The following is a 23,785-nucleotide window of genomic DNA, read 5'->3' as shown; positions in this document are numbered from 1 at the left end:
GAATTGGGGGCGTGCTGGTGGTCCGCCGACCCGACGAAATCGCCGCTCTTGCTGCGTCGACGACGCCAGACGGGGATGAAGGTGCGTGACCGACGGAACGACAAGGCAGGACCGCGACCGCTCGAAATCGCCGTGGTACTGCCCGAAGTGCGAGGCCTGGGTCGGCTACAAACTCGACGAGTGCGTGACCGCCGGCCACGATCGTCCCCGCCGGCCGCTGCGGTGGGACGACGTCGAGAAACCGTCTTTCGAGGTCACACTCCGCGAGCGACTCCTCGCGAAAGTGGGGTGGTTCGGGTGAACAACACGACTGTCGTCGGCGCGGCGCCGAACGTCGACCTGCGCGGGAAGCGCGACGTCGAGACCGCGGCCGACCGCTGGCGACACCGGATCTACGAGGTGACGTGCCTGTCGTGCGACCACACCGAGCGGATCCACGTCGAACCGGGCGAGACGCGCTTCGTCGAGCACGACGAGCAGAACGCCGCGCACTACGTCGAGTACATCGAGGTGGGACGATGAACCGTGCCGGATACGACTGTCACGGGGCCGAGAACAGTGTCTCGACGCTGCTCCTCACCGATCCGGTATTCAACGACCGGCTTCGCGAGGTGTTGGACCGGTGACGCTCACCTGTCCCGACTGTGGTGCTCTGGAGGTGGAGCTGGTCGACGACAACGGCGCCGAGTATCCTGAGACCCGCGTCGAGTTCTACGAGTGCGAAATCTGTCACCACGAGTTCCGGAAGGTGTTGACAGCATGACCGACCGCACTCGCGACGTCGACGATCGATCCGCCGATGATACTGATCGCCGTGTCTGCCTCGATCTGTTCTCGGGCCTCGGAGGTCGGAAGGACACCGAACACGGGTTTTCGTCCGCCTTCCAGGCCGCGGACGGCTGGGAGGTGTTCACTGTGGACGTCGACGAGAAGTTCGATCCCGACCTCTGCGCCGACATCCTCGATCTTCGTCCGTCGGACCTCCGCGACCTTGTCGGGGACTACGACGTGCTGGTCGTCCTTGCCGGCCACCCGTGTACCCTGTTCTCGACTGCGGGCAACCATGACGAGTGGGACCTGGAAGCGCACGAACCGACCGGCGAGCGGGCGCAGCGCCACACGGCGATGCTGTTCCACACGCTCGGGCTGATCCGGGGGCTCGCGCCGGACTACTGGTATCTGGAGAACCCGAAGCGCAGCCGGATCAACTGGTTGATCGGGCCGCCCGAGGCGACCGTGACGTACTGTCAGTACGGCATGGATTACCAGAAGCCGACGGGGCTCTGGGGCGACCACGCGCCGGGGATGACCTACAAATCGTGCCCTCGCGGCGCGAACTGCCACGCCGCGAACACCGAGGACGACGGAACATCCGCGGTTCAGTCCATGCCGAGCGATACAGGGGAGCGGTCGCTGTTCCCGCGTGAACTCTCCGAGGCGATCCGCGACGCGGTCGAGACCGCGATCGAGACGCCGCCGCCGACACAGTCCGAGCTCCCGCTGGTGACCGACGGGGGCAGCGATCAATTCGGAGACGGTGCCGATCGCCCCGCGGTCTGCGTTGACACGCTCGACTACGACGGCTCCGAGACCCATCAAGACACGATCGAGGGAGAGGTCACGCGGCACTACTACGACTGTCCGAACTGCGGGCACCCGATCTCGACCTGGATGGACTGCCCGGAGTGTCTCTGGTATGACGAAGACGTGTGGTCGCGGACGCTGTCCGAGGAGGTGACGGCCGGTGACTGACGACGAACTTCCGCGAGAGCACGATCTCCCGAACGGTGGGCTCGTGGTCGCCGACGAGTTCCGCAACCACGTTCGCCACGCCGTGACGGTCGAACCGACCGACCGCGACCTCTACAAGCTGCTGATCGACATCCTCTCCGAGGCCGGCGAGCGAGTCCGCGGAACCTTCGCGGCGAACGTCGCGACAGCCTACGACACGCTGCCGGCGGCGATGCGCGGTCTTCGGGACATCCACCGCGGCGGGACCGAGATCGGCGACCGCTGGTACGGGATGTCGATCACTCTCAACGCTGCGAGAGCGATTGAAGACCACCGTGACCGCGAGCCCCTCCGGCTCGCCGCGGTCGGATGCTCCGGTTCGAAGTACGAAGACGACGGCCTGATGCCGGCGATGGAACGGTACAAGGGATCCTACTGGTCGAACAAGAGCGGCTACGGCGAACTCCGAGACGACTGGCGAGTGATCTCCGCCGAACACGACGTGCTGCATCCGGAGACGCCGATCGAGTACTACGAGCGGACGCCAGACGACTGGCGCGGCGTGCCGGTCGACTCGGACGCGCGGCTACCCTCCGGCGAGCCGGTCGACACGCGCCTCGACCTGTGGGCGCTCAACGTCCACGAGGGTCTCGCAGAGTGGATCAACGAGGCGACGGACGATGTCGATCCCCGCGATGTAGAGCTAGAAGTACTGCTCGGACAACAGTACCGCGAGCCGTTGGAGGAGCGTGGCGTCTTCGACGCACTTCGCACTCCCGGCGAGTTGACGGTCTCGTTCCCGTTCCAAGAGGTCGACGACGCGCAGGGCGGGATGTTCGATCAGATTGGATGGATGAGCGACGAGATCGCGGCTGCCGAGGTCGCGACTGACGGGGGTGGGGCCCGTGCCGAGTGAGCAACACACCGACGTGGTCCCGCGCTCCGACGGCTGGGCCGACAGCGGGCCGCGCGAGGCGCAGTCGCATCCCGGAATCCACGGCAGCTACCACCGGTACGACGTGATCGAGTGGTCCGAGCCGTCGGGGTGTGAGTACACGGCCGACTACGCGAAGCCCTACTGTCCGGTCGGCGAGCTCGCCACCGCCGATGACGGCTCGGCGTGCGGGATGATCTGTGAGCGCATCGGCGTCGAGGGCGGCAGCGGCGCATGGCGGTGCCCGCTACACGGCTACTTCCGCGTGTTCGACTACCCCGCGGAACCCGAACGAGAGACCGAGCAGGCGACGCTGCTCACTGACGGCGGTCGTGTTCAAGACACTGAGGGAACCGATCAGCCCTACGTCGGGTACCCGTTCAAAGAGCTTGAACAGACACACGACGGACTCGGCATCGACTGTCCGGACTGCGCCGACCAGCATCTGGTCGCGAGGTACCTGAGGTACGGATGTCCGAATAGCGAAGAGACGAGCAGCCCGATTTTGCTGTATCCGTATGAGTGTGATAACGCCTAAGACGAGTTTGGGATTCTCTATATAGAATCCAAAACTCGCATCCTTCCAACCCTGTACCGCTTATAAAACAACTATCTCGAAGCTACGATCACAATGGAATCCCAAACTGAAGAGAAGGCAACTGTCTGGCTCAAACCAGATCAGGTCGACCGGATGCGAAGCGCGACCGTCGAGGAGAGCGCGACATACCTCGCCGCTCGCAACGACGCGCTGATCGCGACGCTCTACGACGCCGGCCTTCGAGTCGGCGAGGCGATCGCGCTCGACGTGGAGGACCACGTCGACCTCGACGACGGTGTGCTGGCGCTCCCGGCCGACATCCAGAAGGACTACCCGACCGACCGCACCCCGAGCTACACCGAGATCGAGCTGGCCGACGAGACGATCCGGACGCTCCGGATGTACCTCGCTGGCCGCTGGAAGGACCCGGCGGCGCTCTGGCCGTCGCGCCAGGCCGACCGGATGACGACCGAGTCCGTCCGCAACGTCGTGCGAGACGCCGCTGTCGCCGCCGACGTGCGGCCGATGACGACAGGCGGCCGTGGTGACCCGCAGCAGGTGACACCGCACACGCTTCGGCACAGCGTCGCCTACCGGATGCTCAACGTCGAGGAGGGGCACAACTTCTACGACGTCCGCAACCGGCTCCGGCACGCGACGATCCAGACTACCGAACGAGTCTACGACCATATAGACCGCGTCTGAATCGGTCTTTCTTTTCTAATATTATCTTATTACACTCTCATGGTCGGATAGTCTTATAGTCTCAAGTATAATTTTTAGCAAACGTCAGCAACGTCCGGGTGATGGTTCTTCAACCAAAACCAGATCAACCCGGATGACGGAGCGGATCAAGTTCGGGAGTAAGGACGCCGCGGATCGAATCCGCGAGCAACACGCAGAGCATCTCTGTGTCGATGATGACAAGCGGCTCAAAACGGTCGCGTTCTCTTCTGACACGCCCGAATCGCTGTTACAACGGATCGAAGCAGAGGCGACGGAGGATAGAGCGGTCGATCGAGAGAGGAGCAACACAGCAGAGCTGACCGACCGGGAGCGCAACCGGATCAGCGACCTCGACGGGTTCGACCGCACGACTACGACGCTCTCCTGGGCGTCTGCGAAAGGCGTGTTCGAGCGGGAAGGGCTCGGAGATCAGTTCTGGGACGCGATGGGCTACCTCACCGATTACGACGATCCCGCCGAAGGTGCCGAGCAGTACGTTGCCGAGTACCAGGAGCGCGGCAGCGGCGGCGGGAGCCGCGACGTCGGCGAAGAGGACATCACGGGGGCGCAGCGAGAGGCGAACGCAGCCGCTCGCGAGCAGGCGGAGGGATGCGACCACGCCCACGACGTGTGCCGGAACGGCGAGCCCGAAGCGTGCGAGTTCCTGGCCGACGCCTGCGGCTACGACGAGGAGGAGGTCGATCAACTTCTCGGCGCCGAGGAGGACGACCCCGCCGACGCGGACCCCGACGAGATCACCGGCGAGGCGGCCGGCGCGCTCTCCCGATCGTGGAACGGCTACAAGGGAGCGATCGCGGCGTTCGGTGACGCGCTCGACCAGGCTGCCGAGGCGTGGAAACACGCCAACCAGGCCGCAGAGGCGATAAACGGCATCCGCGACCGGCACGGACAGGGACCGCTCCACTTCGACGCGCTCGAAGTGGCGAACGCCGACCTCCTCGACCTCACTCGAAAGGCGGCGGCCGACTGCGTAGAGTGTCACGCCGACCACAGCGAGCACGATCATGCCGTCGACGCCGACGCGCTCGAAGACCTCCGAAAGTTCGTCGACGAGGGCGCGCCTGCAACGCCGGTCGGGACGTCCGACACGAAGGATCGCCCCACCGACGCCGAGCTGGCCGAGCGAGCGCCGGAGCGGCCGCCTGCGAAGGGACAGGACACCGACCCAAAGGGCCCGGCGGCGCCGATCGACACGTCGCCGAACCACGATCCGGCAGGCTACCCAGACACGCCTGAGTCGGTCTACTACCGCGGGACGCCGGTCTCACCGTTCGATATGGAGTCGAACGTTCGGGACGATCGGCGTGCAATCTCCCCGCGGGACGACCAGCGGGACCAGCGCCGGCACCGTGAGCAACTCGACACGATCGCCGCGGCGGATGCGACCGCCGACGAGGAGACCCCGAATGGCTCGGAGCAGTTCGCGAACGAGCAGCAGGGAACGCTCGGCGTTGACGTCGACGCCGACCAGGCGGCCGAAGAAAAGCAGGTCACGCTCGGCGGCGCCGACGCCAGCGACACCACCGGGGCGCTGCCGGCCGCGTGGCGCCGCGAGGGGTCGACGTGGGTCGCCGGTCCGTTTCGGGTGCAACTCGACTCTCCCAACGGCTCGCGGTGGTCTGTCCGGCTCTACGGACCGGATCACCGCTTTGACGTGGCGACCGACATCCGAACCGCCCAACAGGCAGAGGCGATCGCGGAGGGGTTCACGGACCGCGTCGCCCCCGACGCCGTCAGTTTTCACAGCAACGACAGCACGGTCCCGGAGGCCGCAGCAGAAGCGAAAGCGGACGCAACGCCCGACTCCGGCGGGCTCACCGAGTACACATGAGCGACATCGAGACCATCCACGAGAACGACGAGTACGGCGAACAGCACACTCGGCGGATCGTGACCATCACCGACGCGACCGGCGAGGAGTTCGAGCACGAGTTTCGAGAGCAAGAAGACGGCCACGAGTACCTGGGAGAAGGCGAGCCGCCGAAGAGTGCGCTGGAGGCGCTGGAGGACTACGACACATGACTCAGTACATCGAAATCAACAAGACGGATCTGACGCTGGCGATGGCGTGGATGGCCGCGGTATTCGCGTACTACGCCTGGAAGGAGGCATCGACGGCCGCGCACCGCTCCCGACCGCGACCGGACCCGATAACGGTCGGCGGCGAGCCAACCGACGAGGAAAGCAGCGAGGACGTCGATGACTAACTACCCGATCCGCTGTCTCGTCGACGGCTGCGACCGCGGACCGTTCGATGATGAAGCGTCACTTCGTGGGCACGTCAACGCCTCGGGAGCGGCCGGACACGACTGGTCTGAGGTAAAGGACCAGCTCGAAGCCGAGGATAACGACCAGTCCGAGGGCAGCGACGAGGGAGGAAAAGGCGGGGACGGCTCGGAGGCAGACGACCAATCAGAGGAGGGGGACGACCAGGGAGAAGCAGGGAACGAAGGAAGCAACGACCAGGAAGAGACCGACGTCGAGGACGACATGCCGACTCAAGACGAGTACGAAGACCAACACGACGGCAACGACGACGGGGGAAAAGACGGGGACGGCTCCGGCGACGAGGATACCAGCGATCAGGGAAACGCGACCAGCGGATCGCCCCTGCCATCCCTGCCGATGGACCCCAAGACGCTCGGTATGTTGCTGGCCGTGGCCCTCGTGCTGTGGCTTTCCTACCGTGCGCTGTCCGGATCGAGCGAGGACGACCAGCCAACGGCCCGCGCCGAAGCAGGCAAAGCAGGGGACGACTCCACGACGGACGACCAGGAGATTCAGGGGGGACTGACCGGATGATGCCCCCTGACGTCTCCCCCCCGACCGAGTGGTATGAGCCAACGGAGTGCCCCCGCGAGGAGTGCGAGGTGACGAAGTTCGTGCCGCTCGCGATGGACCTCCATCTCGTTCGCGACCACGATTCGGCCGACCCACAGACGGTTCCCGAACAGGTCGATGGGGTAAGCCGATGACGGGTGAGATCTACGTCTCGGACTGTTGTGGGGTCGCGGTTGTACCCGACTACGGTCCGGACAACATCGTGGAATCGAGCGATTCCGACCCTGCCGACGCTCGCAGACACGAATACTGTTCAGACATCGAGGGCATGGTATCAGCTCCGTGCCCGTTTTGCGGAGGGGGCGACCCGCCGCTGTATCAAGTGAGGGGATTCGATGAGTAACACCGACAGCGAACCGAAGGACAAGAGCGACGTGTACCGGGATCGCAACCTCCTGGCGCTCGCGTTCGTCGCCTCTTACGCCGAGTGCCGGGCTCGTGTACAAGTCGGCTGGTGGCCCGACACGGACGACGTCAACGGCGAGGAGTGGGCAGTGGTGTGGGCCAACCTCCCGACAGGGCAAGTCGGATGGCACATCCGCCGCGAAGACGTGCCTGATGGGCTCCCGAAGCGCGATCCGAACTACGACGGGTACACTACTGAGGAGAAAAACGAGCGGCTTCGGGAGTGGTTCACCGTCGTTTACGAATCTGATGCAGTTACGGAGAACCCGCTATGACCGACGCCGCCGACGCGGTTGAGGAGACCGCCGACGAGGCCGACCCGGACGCGGCCGAGCACGACGACGAGGAGCAGCCGCCGGCGATCCCCGAGGAGGACCGCGCGGAGGTGCCTGGAGACCTCGCAGCGGCGGCCGAGGCGGAAGCCGGAGCGGGCGCGAGGACCACGAGAGCGACGCGCAGAGCGACGAGAGCGAAGACACGACCGAGGCCCCGGACACGACCGACGAAGCGAGAGGCGAAACCTACGGCGACCTCTACGCGCAGACTCTCGTGTCAGTCACGAACGCGGCGATCGAGGAGCACGGTAAACCCGACGCCGAGAAGACTGATGTTGAGGCTGCCCGCCAGCTCGGGATCCCCGACCACGCCAACCGGCTGATGGAGGAGATGGGGATCGGAGAGGACATGCCGCCGGGACAGGCACTCATGGCGTCGTCTGCGGTGTTCGTCCTGATGAACGTGACCGCGAAAACCGATCTTCCGAAGCAGATGATGGGGGACTTAGAGCTATGATCGGGCAGAAAGCGATGGCGAAAAAGCTGTTAAATCGCGTCGACATCACCGAACTCGGGGTCACGCAGGCCGTGGCCGGGGGGCTCGCGGAGATCGAGCGGGCACAGGCCGAGGCGGTCCGCGATCTGGCCGAGGCGCACGACTTCGACGTTGACGTCAAAGAGCCTGACCCGGAGGAACGCCGGGATCTGCTCCTTCGGGGTGCAGAGGCGGCTGCCGACGGCAACGGCGTTGAGTGGTGGCTCGACGAACGCCACGGGCACCGCCTCGACGATCCTGAGGCAGCCGTCGAGTATGCCAAGATGTCGCCCGACGAGTGGGACGCACAGATCGAGCGATGGGCAGAGTTCTACCGCTCGAACGGCTACGGGGCCGACCGGAGCGATCGAGACCTTGCTGCGGTCCACGTCAGAGAGACGTTCGGCGTCGATCTCGATTGGTTCGAAGAGACGATCGTCGGTCTCGACCGCGCCGAAGTGCTGCGGCAGCTCCTCGCCGGAAACCTCGAATCGATCGAGTTCGCGATTCGTGACGCTGCCGAGCAAGAGCCCGATCCGCCGACCGATGAGTGACCCCAAACTGATCGCTCTCACGACGCCGGAGCAACAAGCGGCGTACCAGCAACTCCGGACGGCTGTCGCAGCCGAGACGGACCTAAAGTACCTCACGGACGGCGAGATCGTCCGGGCCGCGGCGCTCGCCTACTGCGGCCGCGAGGGATGGGACAGCGTTGGAAAGGAGGACGGCCGCGGCGGCTCCGTTCGTGCCGACCGGCTCGCGCCAGGCGGCGACCTCGCAACCGACTGATGCACCTGCTGATAGCCGCACAAAGCGGCTGGGGAAAGGGCTACTTCACACAGAGCCTTTGTGAGCGAAACCTCCCGGAGTACGATACGGCCGTCATCATGGACTACAGCGACGAGTACCGTGGGCTCGTCGAGGCCGGGCTGGCTGACTGGTGGATCGGTGGGCCAGTCGAACGCGGCTGGTCTGCATCCGAGTGGGGGGCGTTTCTCGACGAGAATCCACGCGTCGTGATCGCCCGACACGACACCCTATCAGCGAGTGGCTGGCAGGACCTCGCCGCCTCGATCGCTCGCCACGTCCGGGCTCGCGAGGGCTCTGTGCTGTTCGTCATCGACGAAGCGCACTTCGTCATCCCCCAGGGCCAGGGGTTCCCGACCGTGCTGAAGGAGCTGGCGACCACTGGCCGCGGCGAACAGGTGAGCTATGTCGTGATATCTCAGCGACTGAGCGAGGTGGAGAAGACCGTCACGACGCAGATGCAGAGCCGGCTACTCGGTGGCTTCGATGGGGACGACATCGGCCGGGTGTCGGACGTGATCGACGGCTACCCCGCCCGGATACACAACCCCCAGGCCGACCTCAACCCTGGTAGCGTCCCCGACGATCTACTCCCGACCGATCGCGAGCGACCTACGTCGGTACAGCGACACACAGACGAGCAGGATCACACGGTCGGCAGCGAGTGGATCTTCTCGGACAACTCGGGGACACGCAGTCGCAAAGACACGCGTGGCATCGAACTGGCCGCGCCGCACTACTCGCCCGAGGGAGCCGACCTCGAAATTCCATGACAGAAGCCTACATCAGCCTCTACGGAAACAAAGCAGAGTCGTTCGAGCGGGTTAAAGAGGAGTTTGGGCCGGAAGGGGTCGATCTCTCGAACGCCGACGTTGTGATGCGGCTGATCGAGGAGTATGAGGAGGACAAGGGGGAGATCCGCGGCGGATTGATGCAGTAGTCTGAAAACTCCGAGAGTGCCGCGTGAGCGGCGCACGATTACTCTTCGCCGTCGACCGCGTCCGTCAGGGGAACGACCACGTCAGACGCGAGCCACGCACCAGTGCCGACCTCACGCACCTCCTGACCGTCACGTCCGCCGGGCCGATGCTCCATCGTAGTTGCACGTCGCACCCTGGGATCGGGCGGATCGTCCGGAGCGTGCTCCCACTCGCTAAGCACCTCGTGAGTGTCGCCCATCACTCGCCCCCGCTCTCGTTTCCCCGGTCCTCGATTCGTTGCACGATCGGGTAGACCGCCCGGTTCCAGAGCTGATCGAGCGGCGTCGGCAGCACGGTCGCGTGTTCGATCGCGTCATCGACGGCGACCACCCAGCCGAGTCCCATCAGCCCCAGCGCCGCCAGTGTGCCGGCCGCGCCGATCGTCGGGTAGTAGGGCCACACCGACGCGAACGCGAACAGCGCGCCCGCACCGCCCGCCAGTTGGATGATGAGCCCGAGATACATGTGGTGCGGCGCCAGGGCGTCGCCGTCCGGCTCCTCCTCGGGGTCGAACAGGTCACTCATCGCCGGATTCGTCCGTCGCTGCTTCGAGCGCCTGACCCTCCTCGACGCCCGGCGGCGGTTCGTAGGGGAGCCGCGAGGCCATCGCCCGGCCGAACCCCCGCATCCGCTCCTGCGCGTAATAGACGGGCGTCATCGCGCCGGCCAGGTACGCGAGCATCACCGCCGCCAGCGTCGTGAGGTTGTTGCCGATCGCCGCCGTGAACGGTTCGATCATGTCACTTTATTTCGTTCGTTTCTGTCTGAACCAGGTGGTACATGATCACTCAGGATGGATCAATTAGCAACAGAGAAATTGTTATCTCTGTGCCAGCCCTATTCTCGACATAAAACGTTCCCGAATCCACAGCATAATTTACCGACGCATCAGGCCCATCTGTCCCTGTCAACTGGACTAATCCCTGATTGGTTGCTGAGTTCCCGATAGCCATTTCGTTTATTTGATTAAACGCAACGACGAACGCTCCCACTTCCTCACCGCTATTATCTGAAAAAATGTGGATCTCGTTCGGGAAAATGGGGTCAAATGAAGATAGATCGATCTCCGCAACATCATCGTCTGCGATTGTCCGTTTATCGTCTTCTATACTGATCGCCCCGACCTCCATACCATCTGTATTGACCGATTCCGCGTTAACTTCTTCCGCCGGTTCTTCCTTCCCAATAAACCGGGGATTGATGCTACTCGTGAGCTTGTGGCGGAGCCGTCCCGCCGCGTCTTTCACTTTCCAAAAGTCCCAGTCTGTCATGTCGCTCCTCCGTTGTTGCTTGATGTTCTGTTCACAGCAGATCCTCCTCTTCGAGGGCCTCCTCGTGCCGGTTGACCTTCGGCACGAGACCATCCCACGAGTTGATATTCTCGGCGCCGTAGAGCGCGCGCTCGTGGCGTTTGACACGGCGATAGATGCCCCACGTGAAGCCGGCCGTCGCGAGCGCCGAGCTGGCCGTGACTGTCGCCGCCGCCGGGATGACGATCCCGCTCGTCATCACGAGGGCACCGAGTCGCCGATCTCGATGTCGAACAACTGGCCGGCCGCGTAGAAGCTCGCGATCAGGATTACCAGCAGGACCAGCGTGTCGATCTTGTCGAACACGTCCTGATCTCCGCCGAGCCACGGGAGTCCCCCGCCGTCCGACCCGGAGCCGTCGCTGTCCCCGATCCATCCGGAGAACCCGCCGGAATCGTCGGGGGGGTCGACCGGTTCGCTGCTGTCGTCTCCGTAGACGTCGATCGTCTTAGAGACTCGGCTGGATTCCTCGCCGCTCTCGGCGGTGCGAATAAACGCCTCGTAGCGGTGCGAGCCATCGGTTTCCGGCGCATCGAAGGTGACCCGAGACGTGGCCTCGTAGGATGCCACGATGTCGTGCTGTTCGGCACAGACCGTTTCGCCGACGTGCTCCTCGCCGTTCGGACCGACAAGCACGCCCTCGATGAGCAGACCGTAGTTGTTTCCCTCGTTGCATCGGTCCTGGTCCCACGGGCTGATCCAGTTGCTCGTGTTGGTCGCGTCGATGCGAGCTGTCGCTCGATCGCCGGGGTTCAGGCTGTCGGGGAGATCGACATTGCTGATTTGGACTCCCTTCGCGCCGGTCATGATCAGCTCCCCCAGGCGAGATATGCCCCTCCGGCGACGGCCGCCACGGCAGCGAGCGCCACCATCGGCGAGATCCCGCCTTGCGAGCCGTCGCTGTTATTCGTCGGCAGCGACTCGATGAGCGTGTTTACCTGCTCCTCCACGTTGGCGACCGCGTCATCCTGGGCCTGCGCCCATTCGTCATCCTCCGGGGCGACCCGGCCGCCGCCGATCACGTCGGACGCATCGCCGCTGTCACTCTGCCAGTTGTCCGGATCCTGTCGCGGGTCGTCGATGTATTCGTCGGCCTCGGACGAATCCCGAACGTTATCGCTGTCGGTTCCGCCGCCCGTCGATCCGCCCCCTACGAGGCCGCCAGTCGAGTCATCATCACCCCCGTCGATGTCCTCCCAAGAGTCCTGTCCGTCGTCCTGATAGCCGGTGTCAACGTCGGGTAGGTTCATGTCGTTGGTTGCTGTCGTCTCTTCTGATGCCGATTCACCGCCGTTGTCGTCGGATCCGAGATTGCCGAAGTCGTCCTCAAGCCAATCGAACGGATCCCTGGTGTCGAACGTGGTTTCATATTCGATGTCCTCCTCTGTGTCTGAGCCGTCGTCTCCGCCAGGTGACACGGTCGACCCCGGATCGGGGATTGGGTCGGGAGTCCAACCGGAATTGTCGCCGCCATCATCAGCACTACTGCCATCATCATCGTCGTCCCAGGACTCTTCCCCCTCGTCCTGATAGCCGGTGTCGACGTCGGGGAGATGATCATCGACACTCCCACCGCCGCCGGTCGACCCATCCAGGCCGCCCGTCGATCCGTCACCCCCGTCATCGCTCCCTGCGTCAGCTTCGTAGTCGGTTTCAACGTCGGGGTACATGCTACCCACCCCCAGACGGATCCCGACCAGTCACGACGTGCCAGAGCAGATCGAGCTGCGTCTGCACGTCGCTGTCTGTCCGGGCCTGCTGAAACTCCTGCTGCGTCTGCTCCGATACGGCCGCGCGGCTCACTGCCGGTGGGTTCGGCGTCGACTGCCGCACCTCGGCCGCCTCCTCAAACTCGCGAGTGGCGGTGAGTTGTCCGGCCTCATCCTCGTGGATGATCCCGGCCTTCCCCAGTTCGACGATAAGCGCGCGGACCCGCTCGTCAGTGAGTTGATCTCTGGTGGGCATGTTAGATTGGGTGTGAGTGAATCCCCGACGAAACCAGATGCACCGATACGGTGATGGTGTAATCCTGGGTAGACACGTCGTACCCATTTTCTATCGTTACACTGCCGTTGCTGGCGGTTTGTGGCTGAATGTTTTTAGTACCGGAGTCACCTCCCGGGTTAAAGCTCGCCGCTCCAGCACTGACGTCAGTGACATAAACGTCTGATTCATCGAACTGAGCAGCCCACCGGACGGCATCGATGAGTGCTTCTGAAAAGGAGAAATCTAGCGTTAGTGTCTCAGACTCGGCTAAAGTGCCAGATTCATTGATCTGCTGATCGTATCCGCCTGCGAAACCGGTTTCGTCTGTCGACCCGGGCGTCTCGAAGTGGCTCGGTTCGTAGCCACCGAGCGCGTCGGCGTTCTCTGCACTCGTCGCCACGTCGGCGGCGTTCGCCTGGTTGGCTTCCGCGACGGCGACGTCGCTCCCGTCGACCGCGAGTCGGGCCATCTCGTCGGTGTAGGGCGGAGTGGACAGATCCATCAGGGGTCACCCCCAACAAAGAGCATCGCAACCGCGTCGTCCGCGGTCGGGCAACGGATCACGATGTCCGAGGTGTCCGACACCGGGAGATTGATGCCCTGAGACGGCCGGAGCGCGACGGGCTGGCTATCGGCATCGCCGACGTAGGCCACTCCGTCGTTCCCCTCGTAGCCCTGCACCAGCACCTCAACGCCATCGGGCACCGAGTGCGACGGCAGCGCCCCCGGGGTGTCATCGGCTGGCTGTACCAGCTCGGCAGTGACTCCGGATCGGTTGCCGAGAGTCTCAGCGGTTTGAGACTGCTCGTCGATGAGCTGCTGCTGTTTGGTCGCGTTGGCGGGCGGCGCGTTGTCCCCGTTCTCGTCGGTGACCTGCGCCAGCTCCTCGACGTCGGTGGTTGTCTCGACCGCCATTACTGTTCGATCCCCCTGACCTGTGCGGCGACGTACCGATCAGTCGCCGATGGGTTGCGGACGATGATATCCAGCTCCTGATCGACCGGCATCCGCGGGTTGTGGGTCGTGACCATATCGTCGATGTCGGTCGGCGGCACCGGCGCCGGCCCGAAGCGGGTGTCATCGTCGACGATCACCTCGTAGGTGAGGCCGCGATACTTGCTCGCGGCCACAACGTCGACGCGCATCCCGCTGGCGTCGGGGGTAAACGTAAACGTCGCCCGCTGGCCGGAGCCGATCTCCGTGCCGTCGGCCTCGTTGACGGGGATCCAGTTGTCGGCGTCACTCATCGGCGTCGACCCCCAGGGCTACCTCGGCGTGGCGCCGAGTCTCTTCCTGCGACATCTTTTCGCAGTCGTGATCACAATCCATCGGCCACCTCCGTCACTGCCCAGTAGAGCAGCAGCAGCGTCGACGCTGTTTGGAGCGCCAGCTCCACGTCGGCGCGCGTCCACGACGTGCCGGCGAGCAGCCGGTCGATCCCGCCGCTCTCGGACATCGTGGTGACGGCGCCCCCGTTGCCGGCTGCCTGCGTGGTCGCCATCGGGGCTCCGAGCGCGGGGCTCCCAGTTACCCTTATCTGGCCGGTCGACTCGTCGGAGGGCACGGGCGACCCCGTGACGGACGGATAGTTTCCGTCCGAACCTCCGACAGTCGTGATCGATACCTGTCCGTCCGTCGGAGACACGAGACCGCCCTGCATGAGCGGTTAGACCCGGTCGCTCGTGTCCTGACTGACAGCCGTGCTAAGGCCCTCTACCTCGGCGACCTGCGCCCGGTTGATCGGGACCGACACCAGCATGTTGACCGGCACCGGATCGTTGTCCGGATCGCGGCCGGCGTTGAACGGTCCGTCGACGGTCCACGTCAGCCGCCAGTCCTTCGGCACCGTCCCCTGAAGCGGGCTCTGCATGGGCGGGATCTCCAGCGGATCCCGGTTGGGCTCGCGCCGGTTGATGAGCGCGGCGTCGTGCTCGATCAGCGTCTCGCTGTTCGAGCCGCCCGGGCCGACCTTCCGGAGCTTCACCTGTGCCTGCGTCGCCGGCACGTAGTAGACGACGAGGTCCTCCTGAGCGCCGCTGTCCGTGTAGTCGATCGCGTCGTTGGCGTAGTCGATCGAGTCGGGCTGCACCTGCGCGCCGTCGGCGTAGAGCACCACGTCGTCCGAGACGTCCGAGGCGATCAGGTTGTGGTTCAGGTTGAACGTCTGCTGATTGCCCGACCCGTCCGTGGTGAAGCTCTCTCGGGCGACAGGGACGATCCGGTAGCGCGCCCCCTGTCGAAGCGCGAACGGCTGCCGCGCCTTGTGGCTGAGAATCACCGACTGGCCCGAGCCCCCGGAGTGCGCGGACTCCTCGAACTGCCCCCGCCGGAGCGTCGCCGTCTTCGTTGGGATCTCCGCCAACTGATTGACGATCTCCTGCATCTCAGGGCATGGGGCTCTCGTTCACGACGGAGCCCTCGATGTAGAGCTGGCTGTTCGACCAGTCGATTTCTTCGCTGCTGTCGATCGACACGTAGAAACTGTCGATGTCGCGAACTCGGAGCGCCGACCCGAGCAGCGGCACCTTCACCGCGTCGATGAACTCCTCGTCCTGCTGATCCTGGATGCTGAGGTTGTTGTAGGGCTGGATGTTGTCGCGAACCTCGCTCACGCGGTTGCGCTGCTCGTCGCTCGGCCGCTCGTACTCGAACCGGATCGAGGTGCCGATCGGGAGGTTGTTCCCCTGGTCGTCTTGCAGGTCCGCGTAGATCGGGATGCCGGGCGCCGAACCGCGCGCCGCGGCGTTGAGGATCTCCAAGAACAGGCCGTCCTCCGGGGAGATTTCGAGGATCGGCGACGCGCCGTCCCCGGTGTTGTTGGTCTGCTCGGTCGCGTACTCGTGGATGTTGGAAAGATCCTGCATCGATCAGGCACCCGCGTTCTCCACCGTGCTCTTGAACCCGACCCGCTCGGCGAGCTTGATGCCGGTGTGGCCCATGCCGCCGACGGCCACCTCGGAGTAGCCCATCATCGCGGCCGCCGCTGCGACCACGACGCCGTAGACTTCGTCGGGCAGGTCGAATCGTGAATCTATACCGTTGCGGAGAACTACGGCCGCGGCGAGGCCGCCAAGCACCATCGCGGCCTCGGTCCACATGTCCGTATCCCCGACTGCGTCGAACGCATCACCAAATTCTGCCATGTTGCGCTAAGAAACCGGCGCGAGAGAGACTTAGGCGACCGAAACAGAAACGCGGTGATGTGCGGTAAATTGCCGTGGATGGCGGTGTTACCAATTCTCTCGCCGATCAAATCTGCTCACGAATCGTTTTGACGAACGAACGGACTTCGTCTCTGTTACCACCCGACTGGATCCGCCACTTCTCCGGTTCCTGTTGTATCAGTCCCGTTCCACGCAGTTCAAAGTAGGATTCTGCTGATCTCTTCCATCGTTTATAGAACCAGTACGGGACGATAGCGACGCCGAGCGACAGAAATGATATCGGAGGTGCGATGTTGATCAAAGCAAAAGAAGCCAGTAGAACCGTTCCGATTGTGGTCAGTATGGAGTAGCCGAGTAGAGTTTCGCTTTTATCCGTGTTTGTGAGGCTAATACCCGTAATCTCGTCAATAGAGATGTCGTCTAACTGTTCTCTATTATTATTTGATCGATATTTTATAATCCGCTCGTCAGTACAGACCCACGCCCAATAATCGGTAGTACAATAGTCCAATACCTCCTCGTCGGACGTTATATGTTGTTCAACCCCCATCAGACGAATTGCTTAGTTTCGGGGTGAGTATGGTTATCTACCACCTCCTTAACGCCGTCGCGGTCGTCGATCGCCTCCAGTAGCGACTCGTTGAGATACATGAGCGACTGGTAATCATCCTCGGCATCGTTGATCTCTTCTTCCCAAGCTTCGCGCTCGCCGGGGCGGAACACGTCTCGCTGGTCAAACTGCTCGACCAGCTCGTGCAGGTCTTCCGCGTAGTACTCTCCGAGATTCATCGACCGCTGCCTCCGTTCCCTCCGCCAACCTCGCGCTTTCGCCGGTCCACTTCCTTCCTCACGGCTGCCTCGACGAGTTCGAGCCGTTGATCCCGCTGATAGGACTCAAGCACTTCGTCGAGAATCGGATCGACGTGCTGGCGCATCTTGATCGCGTGTCGGATCCACTCACTTTTGCTGTCCCCGTAGGACAGTTCCGACTCAATTTGAGCCTCAAGTTCGTCGTCTAACCGGAGGCTGGTGCGTCCCATGTGAGAACATCATACTGTAATACTGTAATACTGGCGTTTGCCGGCTATTCTGGCACCCAGTAAGTCTGTCATACTGTCCAACAGAATTAAGTTAAGACGTTATTAATAGAATATCGCAATGGCACAAGCCAACCAAGGCAGCCAGTCGCGAACGAGGTTGAACGTACAGCTTTCAGATCTCCGGAAAATGGAGCTTAACCGGATTGCCTACGAGCTGTCGGAGCCGGGAGATCCGGTCACTCCGTCCGAAGTTGCTCGCGAGGCGATCGAGGACTACGTGCAGAAGTTCGCAGAAGACCCGAATCGCTGCGATCCGCGTGGACGCGGCACGTTCGGCGGGGAACAGTTCCTAGAAATCGACGTCGATGAGGGGACCGCGTGATGACTCCAACCAAAGACTCCCCACGCGCCCCCTCTGAACGGTCGAACGCGAGAAACGAAAAGCCATCGGAGAGAAGAGCCCGGACGCACTTCGACGCTCGCGACGTGCTGGCGGGCAGGCTCGACGGAACGACCGTCGCGCAGGCGGTGGAGGGCCGGAGATGACCCGCACGGTCACCGTCGAGATCCGGTCCGCACAGGGGACCGATATCGTGGACCTCGAAGCGTGCGTTCTCGCGACCGACGCCGCTCTGGTCGACCAGGCACGACAGCAGGCGGGTGTCTCTGGAGGTGAGTTCAAGCAGGGTCAGGTGATCGCCTGATGCAGCTCGAACTTCACGATTTTGAGCCGGACTTATCGAACCTCTCGGAGGCTGAGCGCGACGCCTACGAGGCGGTTCGGCTCGGCGACCTCGGCCCCCGCGAGTACCAGCGCGATCGCGGCTACTCGTCGCCCGGGACGGTCTCGAACCTGCTGGCCCGCGCCGAGCGGAAGATCGACGGAGGAGCGACATGAGCGACCTCGAAACGAAGATCGTGATGACCCGCGGCACCGGCTCCGCCGACAAGGAGAAGATCACGACGAAGGTCACGGCGCCGGACGTGGAGACGCTGTCCGAGCGCGTCGACGACGTCCGCGAGGAGATGGAGGAGTGGGCCGACGACTTTCGGAAGATCGATCCGGAGCGACCCCACCGACCGCCCGACAACCAGAGCCAGCTCGGAGGTGAAGCGTGAGGGACGATCTGATCCCGATGGAGCCGGAGGAAGGCGTCGACCGCTTCCTCTCACACCGCGCCCCGAAGTGGCGCGATAGCACCTACGAGAACGCTGTTCACCGGATGAACATCTTTCTCGACTGGTGCGAGGAGGCCGGCATCGACGACCTCAACGACCTTACGGGCCGGGACCTCTCGGACTTCGTTGCGTGGCGCCGCGGCGACGTGGCGCCGATCACGCTTCAAAAGCAGCTTTCGACCCCGCGAGTGTTTCTTCGCTGGGCGGCGAACACAGAGGCCGTCCGCGAGGGACTCGCGGAGAAACTGCAAGCACCCGACCTACCTGACGGCGCCGAGTCGTCGGACGTGGTGGTCGAACCGGAGCGCGTCGAGTCGATCTTGGCGTACTTGGACCGGCACGACTACGCGAGCCGGAAGCACGCGATGGTCGCCCTGCTCTGGCGGACCGGGATGCGACGAGGGGCGATCCACTCACTCGACGTCGACGACCTCCGGCCGGAGGACGACGCGATCGTCATCCGACACCGCCCGGAGGGGGGCACGAAGCTCAAGAACGGGAACGACGGTGAGCGGTGGGTGTACCTCGGTCCGAAGTGGTACCAGATCGTCGAGGACTACGTTTCACAGCGACGACTCTCGAAGACCGACGAGTACGGCCGCGAGCCGCTTCTTACGACGCGGAACGGCCGACCTCATCCGACGACGATCACAGACAACTGCTACCGCGTCACTCGCACCTGTCAGATGACCGGCGAGTGCCCGGTGGGTCGGGACATCGAGGAGTGCAAAGGGACGCGACACCCTGGCTACTGCCCGGTCAAACGCGGGCCGCACGCGTTCCGCCGGTCCGCGATCTCGGAGCACCTACGACTCGGCACCGATCCCGACGTCGTCAGCGAGCGGATGAACGTCTCGCTGAAGGTCCTGTATCGGCACTACGACGTGCGAACCAACCGCGAGAAGATGTCCGTCCGGAAGGACGAGATCCCAAGTCAGTCATGAACGCAACAACCGACACGACGAGCGATAAGTTACAGAGAAGACACAGCAAACCCGGATATAACCTTCCCCGCGAGTCCATAGACGACTCTCGTTTCTGCGAAGGGACCCAAACGGGGAGAAGAAGAGTCGTCTATCCCGTTTCACACCGGAGAAGTCCGGAAAAAAGACGATCGCGGAATCGAGTGAAAGAGGCCGCCGCATCATCCCCTCGCCGTCCGGCGAAGGAACTGCGGGGTGGTGAGGCGTGAGAAGAGACGGCGATCCTCTCGGCGTCGATTTCGGAAATCGCGCGCGAGCGGCCGCCACTGACTGACCAGTCAGTCGAGCGGCAGAAACAAGACAGTATTGCTGGTAAACTGCGAAAATGCGGCAGATCTGTCTGGTTGATCGGACGAAATCGCCCCGAAACGGGGGTCGGTGCATCAACATTTATCACCGTGTGCGGTATCGGTTCACCACGATGGAAGGAAGCCAAACGGAGGACCTCGACGACCTCCCGCCGAGCGCCAAGCTCGTCTTCAAGGTGCTTGAGTACAACGGACCGCTAACCCAGAAGGGGATCGTCCAGGAGTCGATGCTGTCGGCCCGGACCGTCCGATACGCGCTCGAACGGCTCGAAGAGATCGACGTCGTCGACGAGGACGTCTACTTCGCCGACGCGCGACAGAACCTCTACAAGCTCACGGAGCCCGCACAGGAGTTCACCGGGGAGGAAAGCGAAACCACCTGTACCGCCGACTGACCGCCGCTACTCCGCCCGCTCGTCTGCCGCGTTCCGCGCGCCCCGCACCGCCTCGGCGATCGTGAGCGCGATGGCGACCAGCAGCCCCGTGGTCGCCGCCAGCACGAACGCCAGCAGCAGGAACCAGACCTCCTGACCGAAGAGCGGGTACTCGCGGGCGTCGATCACCGGGCCGAGCAGCTCCAGGACGCGAACGAGGTACAACAGGACCGCGAGGAGCGCCCCGGCGACGACGCCCACCCGGACGTTCCGGTAGAACGACAGCGACTCCAGGAGGACCAGCATCGGCGGCTTCGAACTGTCGTCGCGCACGCCCGAGCGTTGTCGTCGCTCGCGCAAAGAGGCATCGGACCGCCTCCGGAAACTCTGTCCGCCGCTCGAAGCCCGGACGATCTCGCGAGAACGCCGTCGTCGACACGCCCGTCACTGCTCCCCTCGACGATGAGACGCCTCTCGGTCGCGTGACGGGCGGCCGCGTTACACCCGATCGAGGGGATCGAAGTCGTCGTGGTCGTTGTCGCCGTTCCCTCTGGATTCGTCGACGTGGGTGTCCGCGCCGTCCCCGCGGTCCGCGTCGAGCGCCTCGACTTCCCTGGCGTCGAGTCCCGCCACGAACCCGGAACCGAGCCCGTAGGTGTCGCGCACCGTCTGCGCGAGCACGCCGTCGCGGTCGAAGACGACGTAGACGGCGACGAACTCGTGGGCCGCCGGGCGGAGCACGAACACCTCGCGGGGGTCGTCGTCCGCGCGGGAGGCGTTGACGCGGGCGACGAGCGGTTCGATCGGGAGCCGCCCCGCCCGCAGATCCGCGAACGTGTCGCTCCCGGGAGCGTCCGCGAACAGGTACAGCGCGCCGTTGGGGTCGCCGTCGTTCGACCGGGTCGTCACCGAGCCGACCGCCTCGCCCTCCGCGCGGACCGCCCGCCACGCCTCGACGGCGGCCTCGAACATCCCCTCGACGTCGTCGGCGAACCGGAACCGCGTCTCGCGGACGACGTCGACGTCGACGAAGCGCGCGGACCCGTCGGTCCACGCCAGCGTCGCGTCGACGACGTAGCCGGGTTCGAGGGCGGCGACGCGCTCGGCGAGGTCGCCCTCGTACGCCTCTGCGGTCGCGTACAGCGGGTCGTAGCGCTCGGCCGCGCCGGGTGCGGTCGGGTCGACCGACCCGTCCGGGATCTCGACGAGGACGAACTCCTCGGGGGGATCGTCCGATCCGCTCGGCTCGTCCTCCTCACGAGGGTCGACCGGCTCGGTCCACTCGTCGGCCCCGGCCGGTCTGTCAGACCCGGCCGGCCCGTCGGCCCCGATCGGTCCGTCGGTGTCGGCGGTCTTGGCGGTATCGGCGCCGCCGTCCGCCTCGTTCGCGGTCGCGTCGATGTCCGGCCGGGGTCGCCGGTCGTGGACGCGGAACCGGCCGCTCGTCGTCGGGTCCATACCGGCGGATCGGGCGGCGGGCGGATAAGCCGGTCGAAATCGGGTGCGTCGCACGGGTTCTCCGCGGGAGCCCGGACGAGGAGCCGCCGTTCGACGCCGGATCCGTGTCGTTATGGGTCGGGCGACCCAACCGCCGGCAAATGGGGATCCTCGAGGACAAGTCGAACGCCCGGCTGTTCTACAAGTACCTCTCGAAGGTGTACGACCGGGTCAACCGGTTCAACTGGACCGAGGAGATGCGCGCCGAGGCGCTGTCGTGGCTGGAGTTCGGCGACGACCCGACGGTGCTCGACGTCGGCTGCGGCACCGGGTTCGGCACCGCCGGGCTGCTCGAACACGCCGACGACGTCCACGGACTGGATCAGAGCGTCCACCAGATGGAGAAGGCGTTCGAGAAGTTCGGAAAGCGCGGCCGCGTGAACTTCTACCGCGGCGACGCCGAACGGCTCCCCTTCCGCGACGACACCTTCGACATCGTCTGGTCGTCGGGCTCGATCGAGTACTGGCCGAACCCCGTCGAGGGGCTCAGAGAGCTCCGCCGGGTCGCGAAGCCCGGCGGACAGGTGCTCGTCGTCGGCCCCGACTACCCCCACAATCCCGTCCTTCAGCGGGTCGCCGACGCGATCATGCTCTTTTACGACGCCGAGGAGGCCGACCGGATGTTCGAGGCGGCCGGCTACGAGACCTTCGAGCACCACGTCCAGCGGGCGACCCCGCGGAGCCCCCGAGCGATCACGACGGTCGCGCGCGTTCCCGAGGAGTAGCCACCTGTCGGCCGCGTGCGGCCCCGTCGGACACTGCGGCGTCTCCGTCGCGGTCGCATCTGCCGGGCATCCTCCGCCGGTCACCCTCACCTCAGGTGTTCCCCGGCTCGACGACGGTCTCCAGCGCCGCGATCGGCCGGCCGTCGACCGCGAGTTCGACGGTGACCGTTCGTCCGGGCGCGGGGACCGGGTCGTTCGTCCCCGCGATCCGGAACGACGTGGAATCGCCGACGCTGAGGGTCTCGTCGCCGGCGGGGTTGAACGCGCCGGTCGGCCCGGGATGGAACCCGGCCGCCGAGAAGTACGGGACCGCGGGCTGTCGGGCGAGCGGTTCGCCGTCGACGCGGACGCGAACGGTGAGTGCGGTCGCGTCGATCGGGTCGCCGCCGCGGTGCGTGATCGTGATCTCGTCGCCGACCGCCGACAGCGACAGCGACGCCGTCGGCGGGGGGTCGCTCGGGGCGGCCAGTGCGACGGTGACGACGCCGCCCGCGAGGACGACGGTGATCGCGAGCAGCAGCACGCCGGCGACCGGCGCGATCGCGCGGCGATCGTGGGGCGAGCCGGGAGAATCGTGCGGGCCGGGGAAATCGGGTCGAGGCGAGCCGTCGCGGACCGAAGGGATCGAGTCGAGAGACACGGCGGCGGTGGGGCGGTATGTGGGATAAACCTCCGGAGGGGAACAGCCGCGGTCGGACTCCCGGACGGCTACTCGTCTTCGGCCGCCGCAGGCTGGGGCGTCGCGAGCGGATCGAGCCCGTCCACGACCACGACCCGGGGCTCGTCGACGACGGTGACCCGGTAGGTCACGACCGGCGAGATCGTCCGCACGACGCCGTCGTCGTCGGTCGCGCCGATCGCCACGCTGTCGGCGTCACCGACGCTTTTCGTCACGGTGACGTTCGGAACCGGCTCGCCGGTCTCCTCGTCGCGGACGGTCACGGTGACCGGCCCGCCGCCGTAGCTCCGGTCGACGGTGACGGTGAACCCGTCGCCGCTCTCGGTGACCGTCTCGGTGTCGGGGAACGTCGAGAGGTCGATCCGCTGGTGTTCGACGAACACCTGCTCCGTCCCGCCGCTGACGAACGCGCGGAGCGTCCCGAACTCGTGCGGGATGGTGACGCGCTGGACCGAGCCGGCCCCGAAAGCGTTCGGCTGCCGCAGGGCGGCCGTCTCCGGGTAGGCGGTGGTGACCGTCTCGATCGCGACGTCGTTGGAGATCGGCCCGCCCTCGCGGTCCCAGCGGTCGGTCCGCACGACCTCGCGGACGTACTGGCCGTCGGCAATCGCCGAGAGCACGACACCGTTAGCGGTCGATTCGACGTAGATCTCGGTCGCCGAGACGTCGGCGGCCGCGGTCGAGCGGGCGAGGTCCCGGACGGGGCCCTCGTACACCTGTAGCGCCACCTGGAGCTCGTCGAGCCGG

Annotated in this window: 45 protein-coding genes and 1 pseudogene; 25 read left to right on the top strand and 21 right to left on the bottom strand. The window is 64.8% G+C overall.

The genetic code is table 11. The features are described 5' to 3' along the window. The first annotated feature begins 85 nt into the window (after positions 1 to 85). The 18 genes from GJ633_RS04170 to GJ633_RS04085 all read left to right on the top strand — a co-directional run bounded on the left by GJ633_RS04170 (position 86) and on the right by GJ633_RS04085 (position 9,753). Positions 86 to 301, top strand: coding sequence for a hypothetical protein (locus GJ633_RS04170; RefSeq protein WP_197431227.1), 216 nt, complete (start codon positions 86 to 88; stop codon positions 299 to 301). Beyond that, positions 298 to 522, top strand: coding sequence for a hypothetical protein (locus tag GJ633_RS04165; RefSeq protein ID WP_321168902.1), 225 nt, complete (start codon positions 298 to 300; stop codon positions 520 to 522). The genes GJ633_RS04170 and GJ633_RS04165 overlap by 4 nt, the downstream gene beginning before the upstream one ends. Positions 523 to 622: 100 nt before the next feature. Further along, a complete protein-coding gene (locus tag GJ633_RS04160) occupies positions 623 to 763 on the top strand; it encodes a hypothetical protein (protein WP_156587439.1) in 141 nt (46 codons plus the stop codon). Further along, positions 760 to 1,752, top strand: a complete 993-nt coding sequence (locus tag GJ633_RS04155; protein WP_197431226.1) for a DNA cytosine methyltransferase — start codon at positions 760 to 762, stop codon at positions 1,750 to 1,752. Before GJ633_RS04160 ends, GJ633_RS04155 begins: the two co-directional genes overlap by 4 nt. Next, positions 1,745 to 2,647: a DUF6884 domain-containing protein gene (locus tag GJ633_RS04150; protein ID WP_197431225.1), complete on the top strand. Its 903-nt coding sequence runs from the start codon at positions 1,745 to 1,747 to the stop codon at positions 2,645 to 2,647. Before GJ633_RS04155 ends, GJ633_RS04150 begins: the two co-directional genes overlap by 8 nt. Then, positions 2,637 to 3,203: a hypothetical protein gene (locus GJ633_RS04145; RefSeq protein ID WP_156587437.1), complete on the top strand. Its 567-nt coding sequence runs from the start codon at positions 2,637 to 2,639 to the stop codon at positions 3,201 to 3,203. Before GJ633_RS04150 ends, GJ633_RS04145 begins: the two co-directional genes overlap by 11 nt. Positions 3,204 to 3,296: 93 nt before the next feature. Further along, on the top strand, positions 3,297 to 3,908 hold the full coding sequence (locus GJ633_RS04140; protein WP_156587435.1) for a site-specific integrase: 612 nt from the start codon (positions 3,297 to 3,299) through the stop codon (positions 3,906 to 3,908). 133 nt (positions 3,909 to 4,041) lie between these two features. Further along, a complete protein-coding gene (locus GJ633_RS04135) occupies positions 4,042 to 5,781 on the top strand; it encodes a hypothetical protein (RefSeq protein WP_156587433.1) in 1,740 nt (579 codons plus the stop codon). After that, positions 5,778 to 5,972, top strand: a complete 195-nt coding sequence (locus GJ633_RS04130) for a hypothetical protein (protein ID WP_156587431.1) — start codon at positions 5,778 to 5,780, stop codon at positions 5,970 to 5,972. The genes GJ633_RS04135 and GJ633_RS04130 overlap by 4 nt, the downstream gene beginning before the upstream one ends. Continuing rightward, entirely contained in the window at positions 5,969 to 6,157 is a 189-nt protein-coding gene (locus tag GJ633_RS04125; protein ID WP_156587429.1) for a hypothetical protein, read from the top strand. The genes GJ633_RS04130 and GJ633_RS04125 overlap by 4 nt, the downstream gene beginning before the upstream one ends. Beyond that, a complete protein-coding gene (locus GJ633_RS04120; protein WP_156587427.1) occupies positions 6,150 to 6,752 on the top strand; it encodes a hypothetical protein in 603 nt (200 codons plus the stop codon). Before GJ633_RS04125 ends, GJ633_RS04120 begins: the two co-directional genes overlap by 8 nt. Next, positions 6,749 to 6,925: a hypothetical protein gene (locus GJ633_RS04115; protein WP_197431224.1), complete on the top strand. Its 177-nt coding sequence runs from the start codon at positions 6,749 to 6,751 to the stop codon at positions 6,923 to 6,925. The genes GJ633_RS04120 and GJ633_RS04115 overlap by 4 nt, the downstream gene beginning before the upstream one ends. A 201-nt stretch (positions 6,926 to 7,126) precedes the next feature. Further along, positions 7,127 to 7,471, top strand: coding sequence for a hypothetical protein (locus GJ633_RS04110; RefSeq protein ID WP_156587422.1), 345 nt, complete (start codon positions 7,127 to 7,129; stop codon positions 7,469 to 7,471). Between the two features lie 274 nt (positions 7,472 to 7,745). Continuing rightward, entirely contained in the window at positions 7,746 to 7,988 is a 243-nt protein-coding gene (locus GJ633_RS04105; protein ID WP_156587420.1) for a hypothetical protein, read from the top strand. Next, positions 7,985 to 8,560 carry a hypothetical protein gene (locus tag GJ633_RS04100; protein WP_156587418.1) on the top strand — a complete coding sequence of 192 codons (576 nt, stop codon included), beginning with the start codon at positions 7,985 to 7,987 and terminating at the stop codon, positions 8,558 to 8,560. The genes GJ633_RS04105 and GJ633_RS04100 overlap by 4 nt, the downstream gene beginning before the upstream one ends. After that, entirely contained in the window at positions 8,553 to 8,795 is a 243-nt protein-coding gene (locus tag GJ633_RS04095; RefSeq protein WP_156587416.1) for a hypothetical protein, read from the top strand. Before GJ633_RS04100 ends, GJ633_RS04095 begins: the two co-directional genes overlap by 8 nt. Then, positions 8,795 to 9,586 carry an ATP-binding protein gene (locus tag GJ633_RS04090; RefSeq protein ID WP_156587414.1) on the top strand — a complete coding sequence of 264 codons (792 nt, stop codon included), beginning with the start codon at positions 8,795 to 8,797 and terminating at the stop codon, positions 9,584 to 9,586. Before GJ633_RS04095 ends, GJ633_RS04090 begins: the two co-directional genes overlap by 1 nt. Then, positions 9,583 to 9,753 carry a hypothetical protein gene (locus GJ633_RS04085; protein ID WP_156587411.1) on the top strand — a complete coding sequence of 57 codons (171 nt, stop codon included), beginning with the start codon at positions 9,583 to 9,585 and terminating at the stop codon, positions 9,751 to 9,753. Before GJ633_RS04090 ends, GJ633_RS04085 begins: the two co-directional genes overlap by 4 nt. Positions 9,754 to 9,991: 238 nt before the next feature. Here GJ633_RS04085 and GJ633_RS04080 read toward each other — a convergent pair whose 3' ends face one another. The 17 genes from GJ633_RS04080 to GJ633_RS04000 all read right to left on the bottom strand — a co-directional run bounded on the left by GJ633_RS04080 (position 9,992) and on the right by GJ633_RS04000 (position 17,293). After that, the gene (locus GJ633_RS04080) at positions 9,992 to 10,318 is read right to left on the bottom strand and encodes a hypothetical protein (RefSeq protein ID WP_156587408.1); all 327 of its coding nucleotides are present in this window, start codon (positions 10,316 to 10,318) and stop codon (positions 9,992 to 9,994) included. Then, entirely contained in the window at positions 10,311 to 10,532 is a 222-nt protein-coding gene (locus tag GJ633_RS04075; protein ID WP_156587406.1) for a hypothetical protein, read from the bottom strand. The genes GJ633_RS04080 and GJ633_RS04075 overlap by 8 nt, the downstream gene beginning before the upstream one ends. Positions 10,533 to 10,581: 49 nt before the next feature. Continuing rightward, positions 10,582 to 11,064 carry a hypothetical protein gene (locus GJ633_RS04070; RefSeq protein ID WP_156587404.1) on the bottom strand — a complete coding sequence of 161 codons (483 nt, stop codon included), beginning with the start codon at positions 11,062 to 11,064 and terminating at the stop codon, positions 10,582 to 10,584. Positions 11,065 to 11,095: 31 nt separating this feature from the next. Continuing rightward, positions 11,096 to 11,302, bottom strand: a complete 207-nt coding sequence (locus tag GJ633_RS04065) for a hypothetical protein (RefSeq protein ID WP_156587402.1) — start codon at positions 11,300 to 11,302, stop codon at positions 11,096 to 11,098. Then, positions 11,302 to 11,910 (bottom strand): hypothetical protein, encoded by a 609-nt coding sequence (locus GJ633_RS04060; protein ID WP_156587400.1) that lies wholly within the window; start codon positions 11,908 to 11,910, stop codon positions 11,302 to 11,304. The genes GJ633_RS04065 and GJ633_RS04060 overlap by 1 nt, the downstream gene beginning before the upstream one ends. A 2-nt stretch (positions 11,911 to 11,912) precedes the next feature. Then, positions 11,913 to 12,773 carry a hypothetical protein gene (locus GJ633_RS04055; protein ID WP_156587398.1) on the bottom strand — a complete coding sequence of 287 codons (861 nt, stop codon included), beginning with the start codon at positions 12,771 to 12,773 and terminating at the stop codon, positions 11,913 to 11,915. A gap of 1 nt (position 12,774) precedes the next feature. Beyond that, complete coding sequence (locus GJ633_RS04050) at positions 12,775 to 13,068, bottom strand: hypothetical protein (protein WP_156587396.1); 294 nt, start codon at positions 13,066 to 13,068, stop codon at positions 12,775 to 12,777. Position 13,069: 1 nt separating this feature from the next. Then, positions 13,070 to 13,591, bottom strand: a complete 522-nt coding sequence (locus GJ633_RS04045; RefSeq protein ID WP_156587394.1) for a hypothetical protein — start codon at positions 13,589 to 13,591, stop codon at positions 13,070 to 13,072. Beyond that, the gene (locus tag GJ633_RS04040; RefSeq protein WP_156587392.1) at positions 13,591 to 14,004 is read right to left on the bottom strand and encodes a hypothetical protein; all 414 of its coding nucleotides are present in this window, start codon (positions 14,002 to 14,004) and stop codon (positions 13,591 to 13,593) included. The genes GJ633_RS04045 and GJ633_RS04040 overlap by 1 nt, the downstream gene beginning before the upstream one ends. After that, complete coding sequence (locus GJ633_RS04035) at positions 14,004 to 14,336, bottom strand: hypothetical protein (protein WP_156587390.1); 333 nt, start codon at positions 14,334 to 14,336, stop codon at positions 14,004 to 14,006. Before GJ633_RS04035 ends, GJ633_RS04040 begins: the two co-directional genes overlap by 1 nt. A 71-nt stretch (positions 14,337 to 14,407) precedes the next feature. Then, positions 14,408 to 14,590, bottom strand: a complete 183-nt coding sequence (locus GJ633_RS04030; RefSeq protein ID WP_156587388.1) for a hypothetical protein — start codon at positions 14,588 to 14,590, stop codon at positions 14,408 to 14,410. A 165-nt stretch (positions 14,591 to 14,755) separates the two neighbouring features. Beyond that, on the bottom strand, positions 14,756 to 15,472 hold the full coding sequence (locus GJ633_RS04025; RefSeq protein ID WP_156587386.1) for a hypothetical protein: 717 nt from the start codon (positions 15,470 to 15,472) through the stop codon (positions 14,756 to 14,758). A gap of 1 nt (position 15,473) precedes the next feature. Then, complete coding sequence (locus tag GJ633_RS04020) at positions 15,474 to 15,953, bottom strand: hypothetical protein (RefSeq protein WP_156587384.1); 480 nt, start codon at positions 15,951 to 15,953, stop codon at positions 15,474 to 15,476. Between the two features lie 3 nt (positions 15,954 to 15,956). Then, positions 15,957 to 16,232 carry a hypothetical protein gene (locus tag GJ633_RS04015; protein WP_156587382.1) on the bottom strand — a complete coding sequence of 92 codons (276 nt, stop codon included), beginning with the start codon at positions 16,230 to 16,232 and terminating at the stop codon, positions 15,957 to 15,959. A gap of 106 nt (positions 16,233 to 16,338) precedes the next feature. After that, positions 16,339 to 16,803: a hypothetical protein gene (locus GJ633_RS04010; protein WP_156587380.1), complete on the bottom strand. Its 465-nt coding sequence runs from the start codon at positions 16,801 to 16,803 to the stop codon at positions 16,339 to 16,341. Beyond that, on the bottom strand, positions 16,803 to 17,042 hold the full coding sequence (locus GJ633_RS04005; protein WP_156587378.1) for a hypothetical protein: 240 nt from the start codon (positions 17,040 to 17,042) through the stop codon (positions 16,803 to 16,805). Before GJ633_RS04005 ends, GJ633_RS04010 begins: the two co-directional genes overlap by 1 nt. Beyond that, a complete protein-coding gene (locus tag GJ633_RS04000; RefSeq protein ID WP_156587377.1) occupies positions 17,039 to 17,293 on the bottom strand; it encodes a hypothetical protein in 255 nt (84 codons plus the stop codon). Before GJ633_RS04000 ends, GJ633_RS04005 begins: the two co-directional genes overlap by 4 nt. 118 nt (positions 17,294 to 17,411) lie before the next feature. Here GJ633_RS04000 and GJ633_RS03990 point away from each other — a divergent pair, with 118 nt between their 5' ends. The 6 genes from GJ633_RS03990 (at position 17,412) to GJ633_RS03965 (ending at position 20,158) form a co-directional block, all read left to right on the top strand. Further along, entirely contained in the window at positions 17,412 to 17,675 is a 264-nt protein-coding gene (locus GJ633_RS03990) for a hypothetical protein (RefSeq protein ID WP_156587375.1), read from the top strand. A gap of 160 nt (positions 17,676 to 17,835) precedes the next feature. Further along, the gene (locus tag GJ633_RS03985; RefSeq protein WP_156587373.1) at positions 17,836 to 17,997 is read left to right on the top strand and encodes a hypothetical protein; all 162 of its coding nucleotides are present in this window, start codon (positions 17,836 to 17,838) and stop codon (positions 17,995 to 17,997) included. Continuing rightward, complete coding sequence (locus GJ633_RS03980) at positions 17,997 to 18,191, top strand: sigma-70 family RNA polymerase sigma factor (RefSeq protein WP_156587370.1); 195 nt, start codon at positions 17,997 to 17,999, stop codon at positions 18,189 to 18,191. Before GJ633_RS03985 ends, GJ633_RS03980 begins: the two co-directional genes overlap by 1 nt. Further along, on the top strand, positions 18,188 to 18,412 hold the full coding sequence (locus GJ633_RS03975) for a hypothetical protein (RefSeq protein WP_156587368.1): 225 nt from the start codon (positions 18,188 to 18,190) through the stop codon (positions 18,410 to 18,412). Before GJ633_RS03980 ends, GJ633_RS03975 begins: the two co-directional genes overlap by 4 nt. A gap of 17 nt (positions 18,413 to 18,429) precedes the next feature. Further along, a complete protein-coding gene (locus tag GJ633_RS03970) occupies positions 18,430 to 19,416 on the top strand; it encodes a tyrosine-type recombinase/integrase (protein WP_156587366.1) in 987 nt (328 codons plus the stop codon). A 460-nt stretch (positions 19,417 to 19,876) separates the two neighbouring features. Further along, positions 19,877 to 20,158: a helix-turn-helix domain-containing protein gene (locus GJ633_RS03965; RefSeq protein ID WP_156587364.1), complete on the top strand. Its 282-nt coding sequence runs from the start codon at positions 19,877 to 19,879 to the stop codon at positions 20,156 to 20,158. Between the two features lie 6 nt (positions 20,159 to 20,164). On the opposite strand, the gene GJ633_RS03960 is transcribed toward GJ633_RS03965, so the two are convergent. Together GJ633_RS03960 and GJ633_RS03955 are read right to left on the bottom strand one after the other, a co-directional pair. Further along, positions 20,165 to 20,443, bottom strand: coding sequence for a hypothetical protein (locus tag GJ633_RS03960; RefSeq protein ID WP_156587443.1), 279 nt, complete (start codon positions 20,441 to 20,443; stop codon positions 20,165 to 20,167). Between the two features lie 192 nt (positions 20,444 to 20,635). Continuing rightward, positions 20,636 to 21,595 (bottom strand): DUF6663 family protein, encoded by a 960-nt coding sequence (locus GJ633_RS03955; RefSeq protein ID WP_156587362.1) that lies wholly within the window; start codon positions 21,593 to 21,595, stop codon positions 20,636 to 20,638. A 140-nt stretch (positions 21,596 to 21,735) separates the two neighbouring features. Here GJ633_RS03955 and GJ633_RS03950 point away from each other — a divergent pair, with 140 nt between their 5' ends. After that, positions 21,736 to 22,359, top strand: a complete 624-nt coding sequence (locus GJ633_RS03950) for a methyltransferase domain-containing protein (protein ID WP_156587360.1) — start codon at positions 21,736 to 21,738, stop codon at positions 22,357 to 22,359. 91 nt (positions 22,360 to 22,450) lie between these two features. On the opposite strand, the gene GJ633_RS03945 is transcribed toward GJ633_RS03950, so the two are convergent. Together GJ633_RS03945 and GJ633_RS03940 are read right to left on the bottom strand one after the other, a co-directional pair. Beyond that, on the bottom strand, positions 22,451 to 22,900 hold the full coding sequence (locus GJ633_RS03945) for a type IV pilin N-terminal domain-containing protein (protein WP_321168903.1): 450 nt from the start codon (positions 22,898 to 22,900) through the stop codon (positions 22,451 to 22,453). A gap of 167 nt (positions 22,901 to 23,067) precedes the next feature. Then, a pseudogene (locus tag GJ633_RS03940) lies at positions 23,068 to 23,785 on the bottom strand (hypothetical protein); the annotation flags it as partial.

Source organism: Halorubrum sp. CBA1125, assembly GCF_009742825.1.
In the GTDB taxonomy this organism is placed as follows: Archaea; Halobacteriota; Halobacteria; order Halobacteriales; family Haloferacaceae; genus Halorubrum.
The sequence above is the reverse complement of the archived record's forward strand: the minus strand, read 5'-3'. Positions and strand labels throughout refer to the sequence as shown.

Excerpts from the sequence above, each read along its gene's own strand:
- GJ633_RS04155 (WP_197431226.1), top strand. The coding sequence starts at position 760 with ATGACCGACCGCACTCGCGACGTCGACGATCGATCCGCCGATGATACT.
- GJ633_RS04140 (WP_156587435.1), top strand. The coding sequence starts at position 3,297 with ATGGAATCCCAAACTGAAGAGAAGGCAACTGTCTGGCTCAAACCAGAT.
- GJ633_RS04135 (WP_156587433.1), top strand. The coding sequence starts at position 4,042 with ATGACGGAGCGGATCAAGTTCGGGAGTAAGGACGCCGCGGATCGAATC.
- GJ633_RS04130 (WP_156587431.1), top strand. The coding sequence starts at position 5,778 with ATGAGCGACATCGAGACCATCCACGAGAACGACGAGTACGGCGAACAG.
- GJ633_RS04125 (WP_156587429.1), top strand. The coding sequence starts at position 5,969 with ATGACTCAGTACATCGAAATCAACAAGACGGATCTGACGCTGGCGATG.
- GJ633_RS04120 (WP_156587427.1), top strand. The coding sequence starts at position 6,150 with ATGACTAACTACCCGATCCGCTGTCTCGTCGACGGCTGCGACCGCGGA.
- GJ633_RS04115 (WP_197431224.1), top strand. The coding sequence starts at position 6,749 with ATGATGCCCCCTGACGTCTCCCCCCCGACCGAGTGGTATGAGCCAACG.
- GJ633_RS04110 (WP_156587422.1), top strand. The coding sequence starts at position 7,127 with ATGAGTAACACCGACAGCGAACCGAAGGACAAGAGCGACGTGTACCGG.
- GJ633_RS04100 (WP_156587418.1), top strand. The coding sequence starts at position 7,985 with ATGATCGGGCAGAAAGCGATGGCGAAAAAGCTGTTAAATCGCGTCGAC.
- GJ633_RS04095 (WP_156587416.1), top strand. The coding sequence starts at position 8,553 with ATGAGTGACCCCAAACTGATCGCTCTCACGACGCCGGAGCAACAAGCG.
- GJ633_RS04090 (WP_156587414.1), top strand. The coding sequence starts at position 8,795 with ATGCACCTGCTGATAGCCGCACAAAGCGGCTGGGGAAAGGGCTACTTC.
- GJ633_RS04085 (WP_156587411.1), top strand. The coding sequence starts at position 9,583 with ATGACAGAAGCCTACATCAGCCTCTACGGAAACAAAGCAGAGTCGTTC.
- GJ633_RS04080 (WP_156587408.1), bottom strand. The coding sequence starts at position 10,318 with ATGAGTGACCTGTTCGACCCCGAGGAGGAGCCGGACGGCGACGCCCTG.
- GJ633_RS04075 (WP_156587406.1), bottom strand. The coding sequence starts at position 10,532 with ATGATCGAACCGTTCACGGCGGCGATCGGCAACAACCTCACGACGCTG.
- GJ633_RS04070 (WP_156587404.1), bottom strand. The coding sequence starts at position 11,064 with ATGACAGACTGGGACTTTTGGAAAGTGAAAGACGCGGCGGGACGGCTC.
- GJ633_RS04065 (WP_156587402.1), bottom strand. The coding sequence starts at position 11,302 with ATGACGAGCGGGATCGTCATCCCGGCGGCGGCGACAGTCACGGCCAGC.
- GJ633_RS04060 (WP_156587400.1), bottom strand. The coding sequence starts at position 11,910 with ATGACCGGCGCGAAGGGAGTCCAAATCAGCAATGTCGATCTCCCCGAC.
- GJ633_RS04055 (WP_156587398.1), bottom strand. The coding sequence starts at position 12,773 with ATGTACCCCGACGTTGAAACCGACTACGAAGCTGACGCAGGGAGCGAT.
- GJ633_RS04050 (WP_156587396.1), bottom strand. The coding sequence starts at position 13,068 with ATGCCCACCAGAGATCAACTCACTGACGAGCGGGTCCGCGCGCTTATC.
- GJ633_RS04045 (WP_156587394.1), bottom strand. The coding sequence starts at position 13,591 with ATGGATCTGTCCACTCCGCCCTACACCGACGAGATGGCCCGACTCGCG.
- GJ633_RS04040 (WP_156587392.1), bottom strand. The coding sequence starts at position 14,004 with ATGGCGGTCGAGACAACCACCGACGTCGAGGAGCTGGCGCAGGTCACC.
- GJ633_RS04035 (WP_156587390.1), bottom strand. The coding sequence starts at position 14,336 with ATGAGTGACGCCGACAACTGGATCCCCGTCAACGAGGCCGACGGCACG.
- GJ633_RS04030 (WP_156587388.1), bottom strand. The coding sequence starts at position 14,590 with ATGGCGACCACGCAGGCAGCCGGCAACGGGGGCGCCGTCACCACGATG.
- GJ633_RS04025 (WP_156587386.1), bottom strand. The coding sequence starts at position 15,472 with ATGCAGGAGATCGTCAATCAGTTGGCGGAGATCCCAACGAAGACGGCG.
- GJ633_RS04020 (WP_156587384.1), bottom strand. The coding sequence starts at position 15,953 with ATGCAGGATCTTTCCAACATCCACGAGTACGCGACCGAGCAGACCAAC.
- GJ633_RS04015 (WP_156587382.1), bottom strand. The coding sequence starts at position 16,232 with ATGGCAGAATTTGGTGATGCGTTCGACGCAGTCGGGGATACGGACATG.
- GJ633_RS04010 (WP_156587380.1), bottom strand. The coding sequence starts at position 16,803 with ATGGGGGTTGAACAACATATAACGTCCGACGAGGAGGTATTGGACTAT.
- GJ633_RS04005 (WP_156587378.1), bottom strand. The coding sequence starts at position 17,042 with ATGAATCTCGGAGAGTACTACGCGGAAGACCTGCACGAGCTGGTCGAG.
- GJ633_RS04000 (WP_156587377.1), bottom strand. The coding sequence starts at position 17,293 with ATGGGACGCACCAGCCTCCGGTTAGACGACGAACTTGAGGCTCAAATT.
- GJ633_RS03990 (WP_156587375.1), top strand. The coding sequence starts at position 17,412 with ATGGCACAAGCCAACCAAGGCAGCCAGTCGCGAACGAGGTTGAACGTA.
- GJ633_RS03985 (WP_156587373.1), top strand. The coding sequence starts at position 17,836 with ATGACCCGCACGGTCACCGTCGAGATCCGGTCCGCACAGGGGACCGAT.
- GJ633_RS03980 (WP_156587370.1), top strand. The coding sequence starts at position 17,997 with ATGCAGCTCGAACTTCACGATTTTGAGCCGGACTTATCGAACCTCTCG.
- GJ633_RS03975 (WP_156587368.1), top strand. The coding sequence starts at position 18,188 with ATGAGCGACCTCGAAACGAAGATCGTGATGACCCGCGGCACCGGCTCC.
- GJ633_RS03970 (WP_156587366.1), top strand. The coding sequence starts at position 18,430 with ATGGAGCCGGAGGAAGGCGTCGACCGCTTCCTCTCACACCGCGCCCCG.
- GJ633_RS03965 (WP_156587364.1), top strand. The coding sequence starts at position 19,877 with ATGGAAGGAAGCCAAACGGAGGACCTCGACGACCTCCCGCCGAGCGCC.
- GJ633_RS03960 (WP_156587443.1), bottom strand. The coding sequence starts at position 20,443 with ATGCTGGTCCTCCTGGAGTCGCTGTCGTTCTACCGGAACGTCCGGGTG.
- GJ633_RS03955 (WP_156587362.1), bottom strand. The coding sequence starts at position 21,595 with ATGGACCCGACGACGAGCGGCCGGTTCCGCGTCCACGACCGGCGACCC.
- GJ633_RS03950 (WP_156587360.1), top strand. The coding sequence starts at position 21,736 with ATGGGGATCCTCGAGGACAAGTCGAACGCCCGGCTGTTCTACAAGTAC.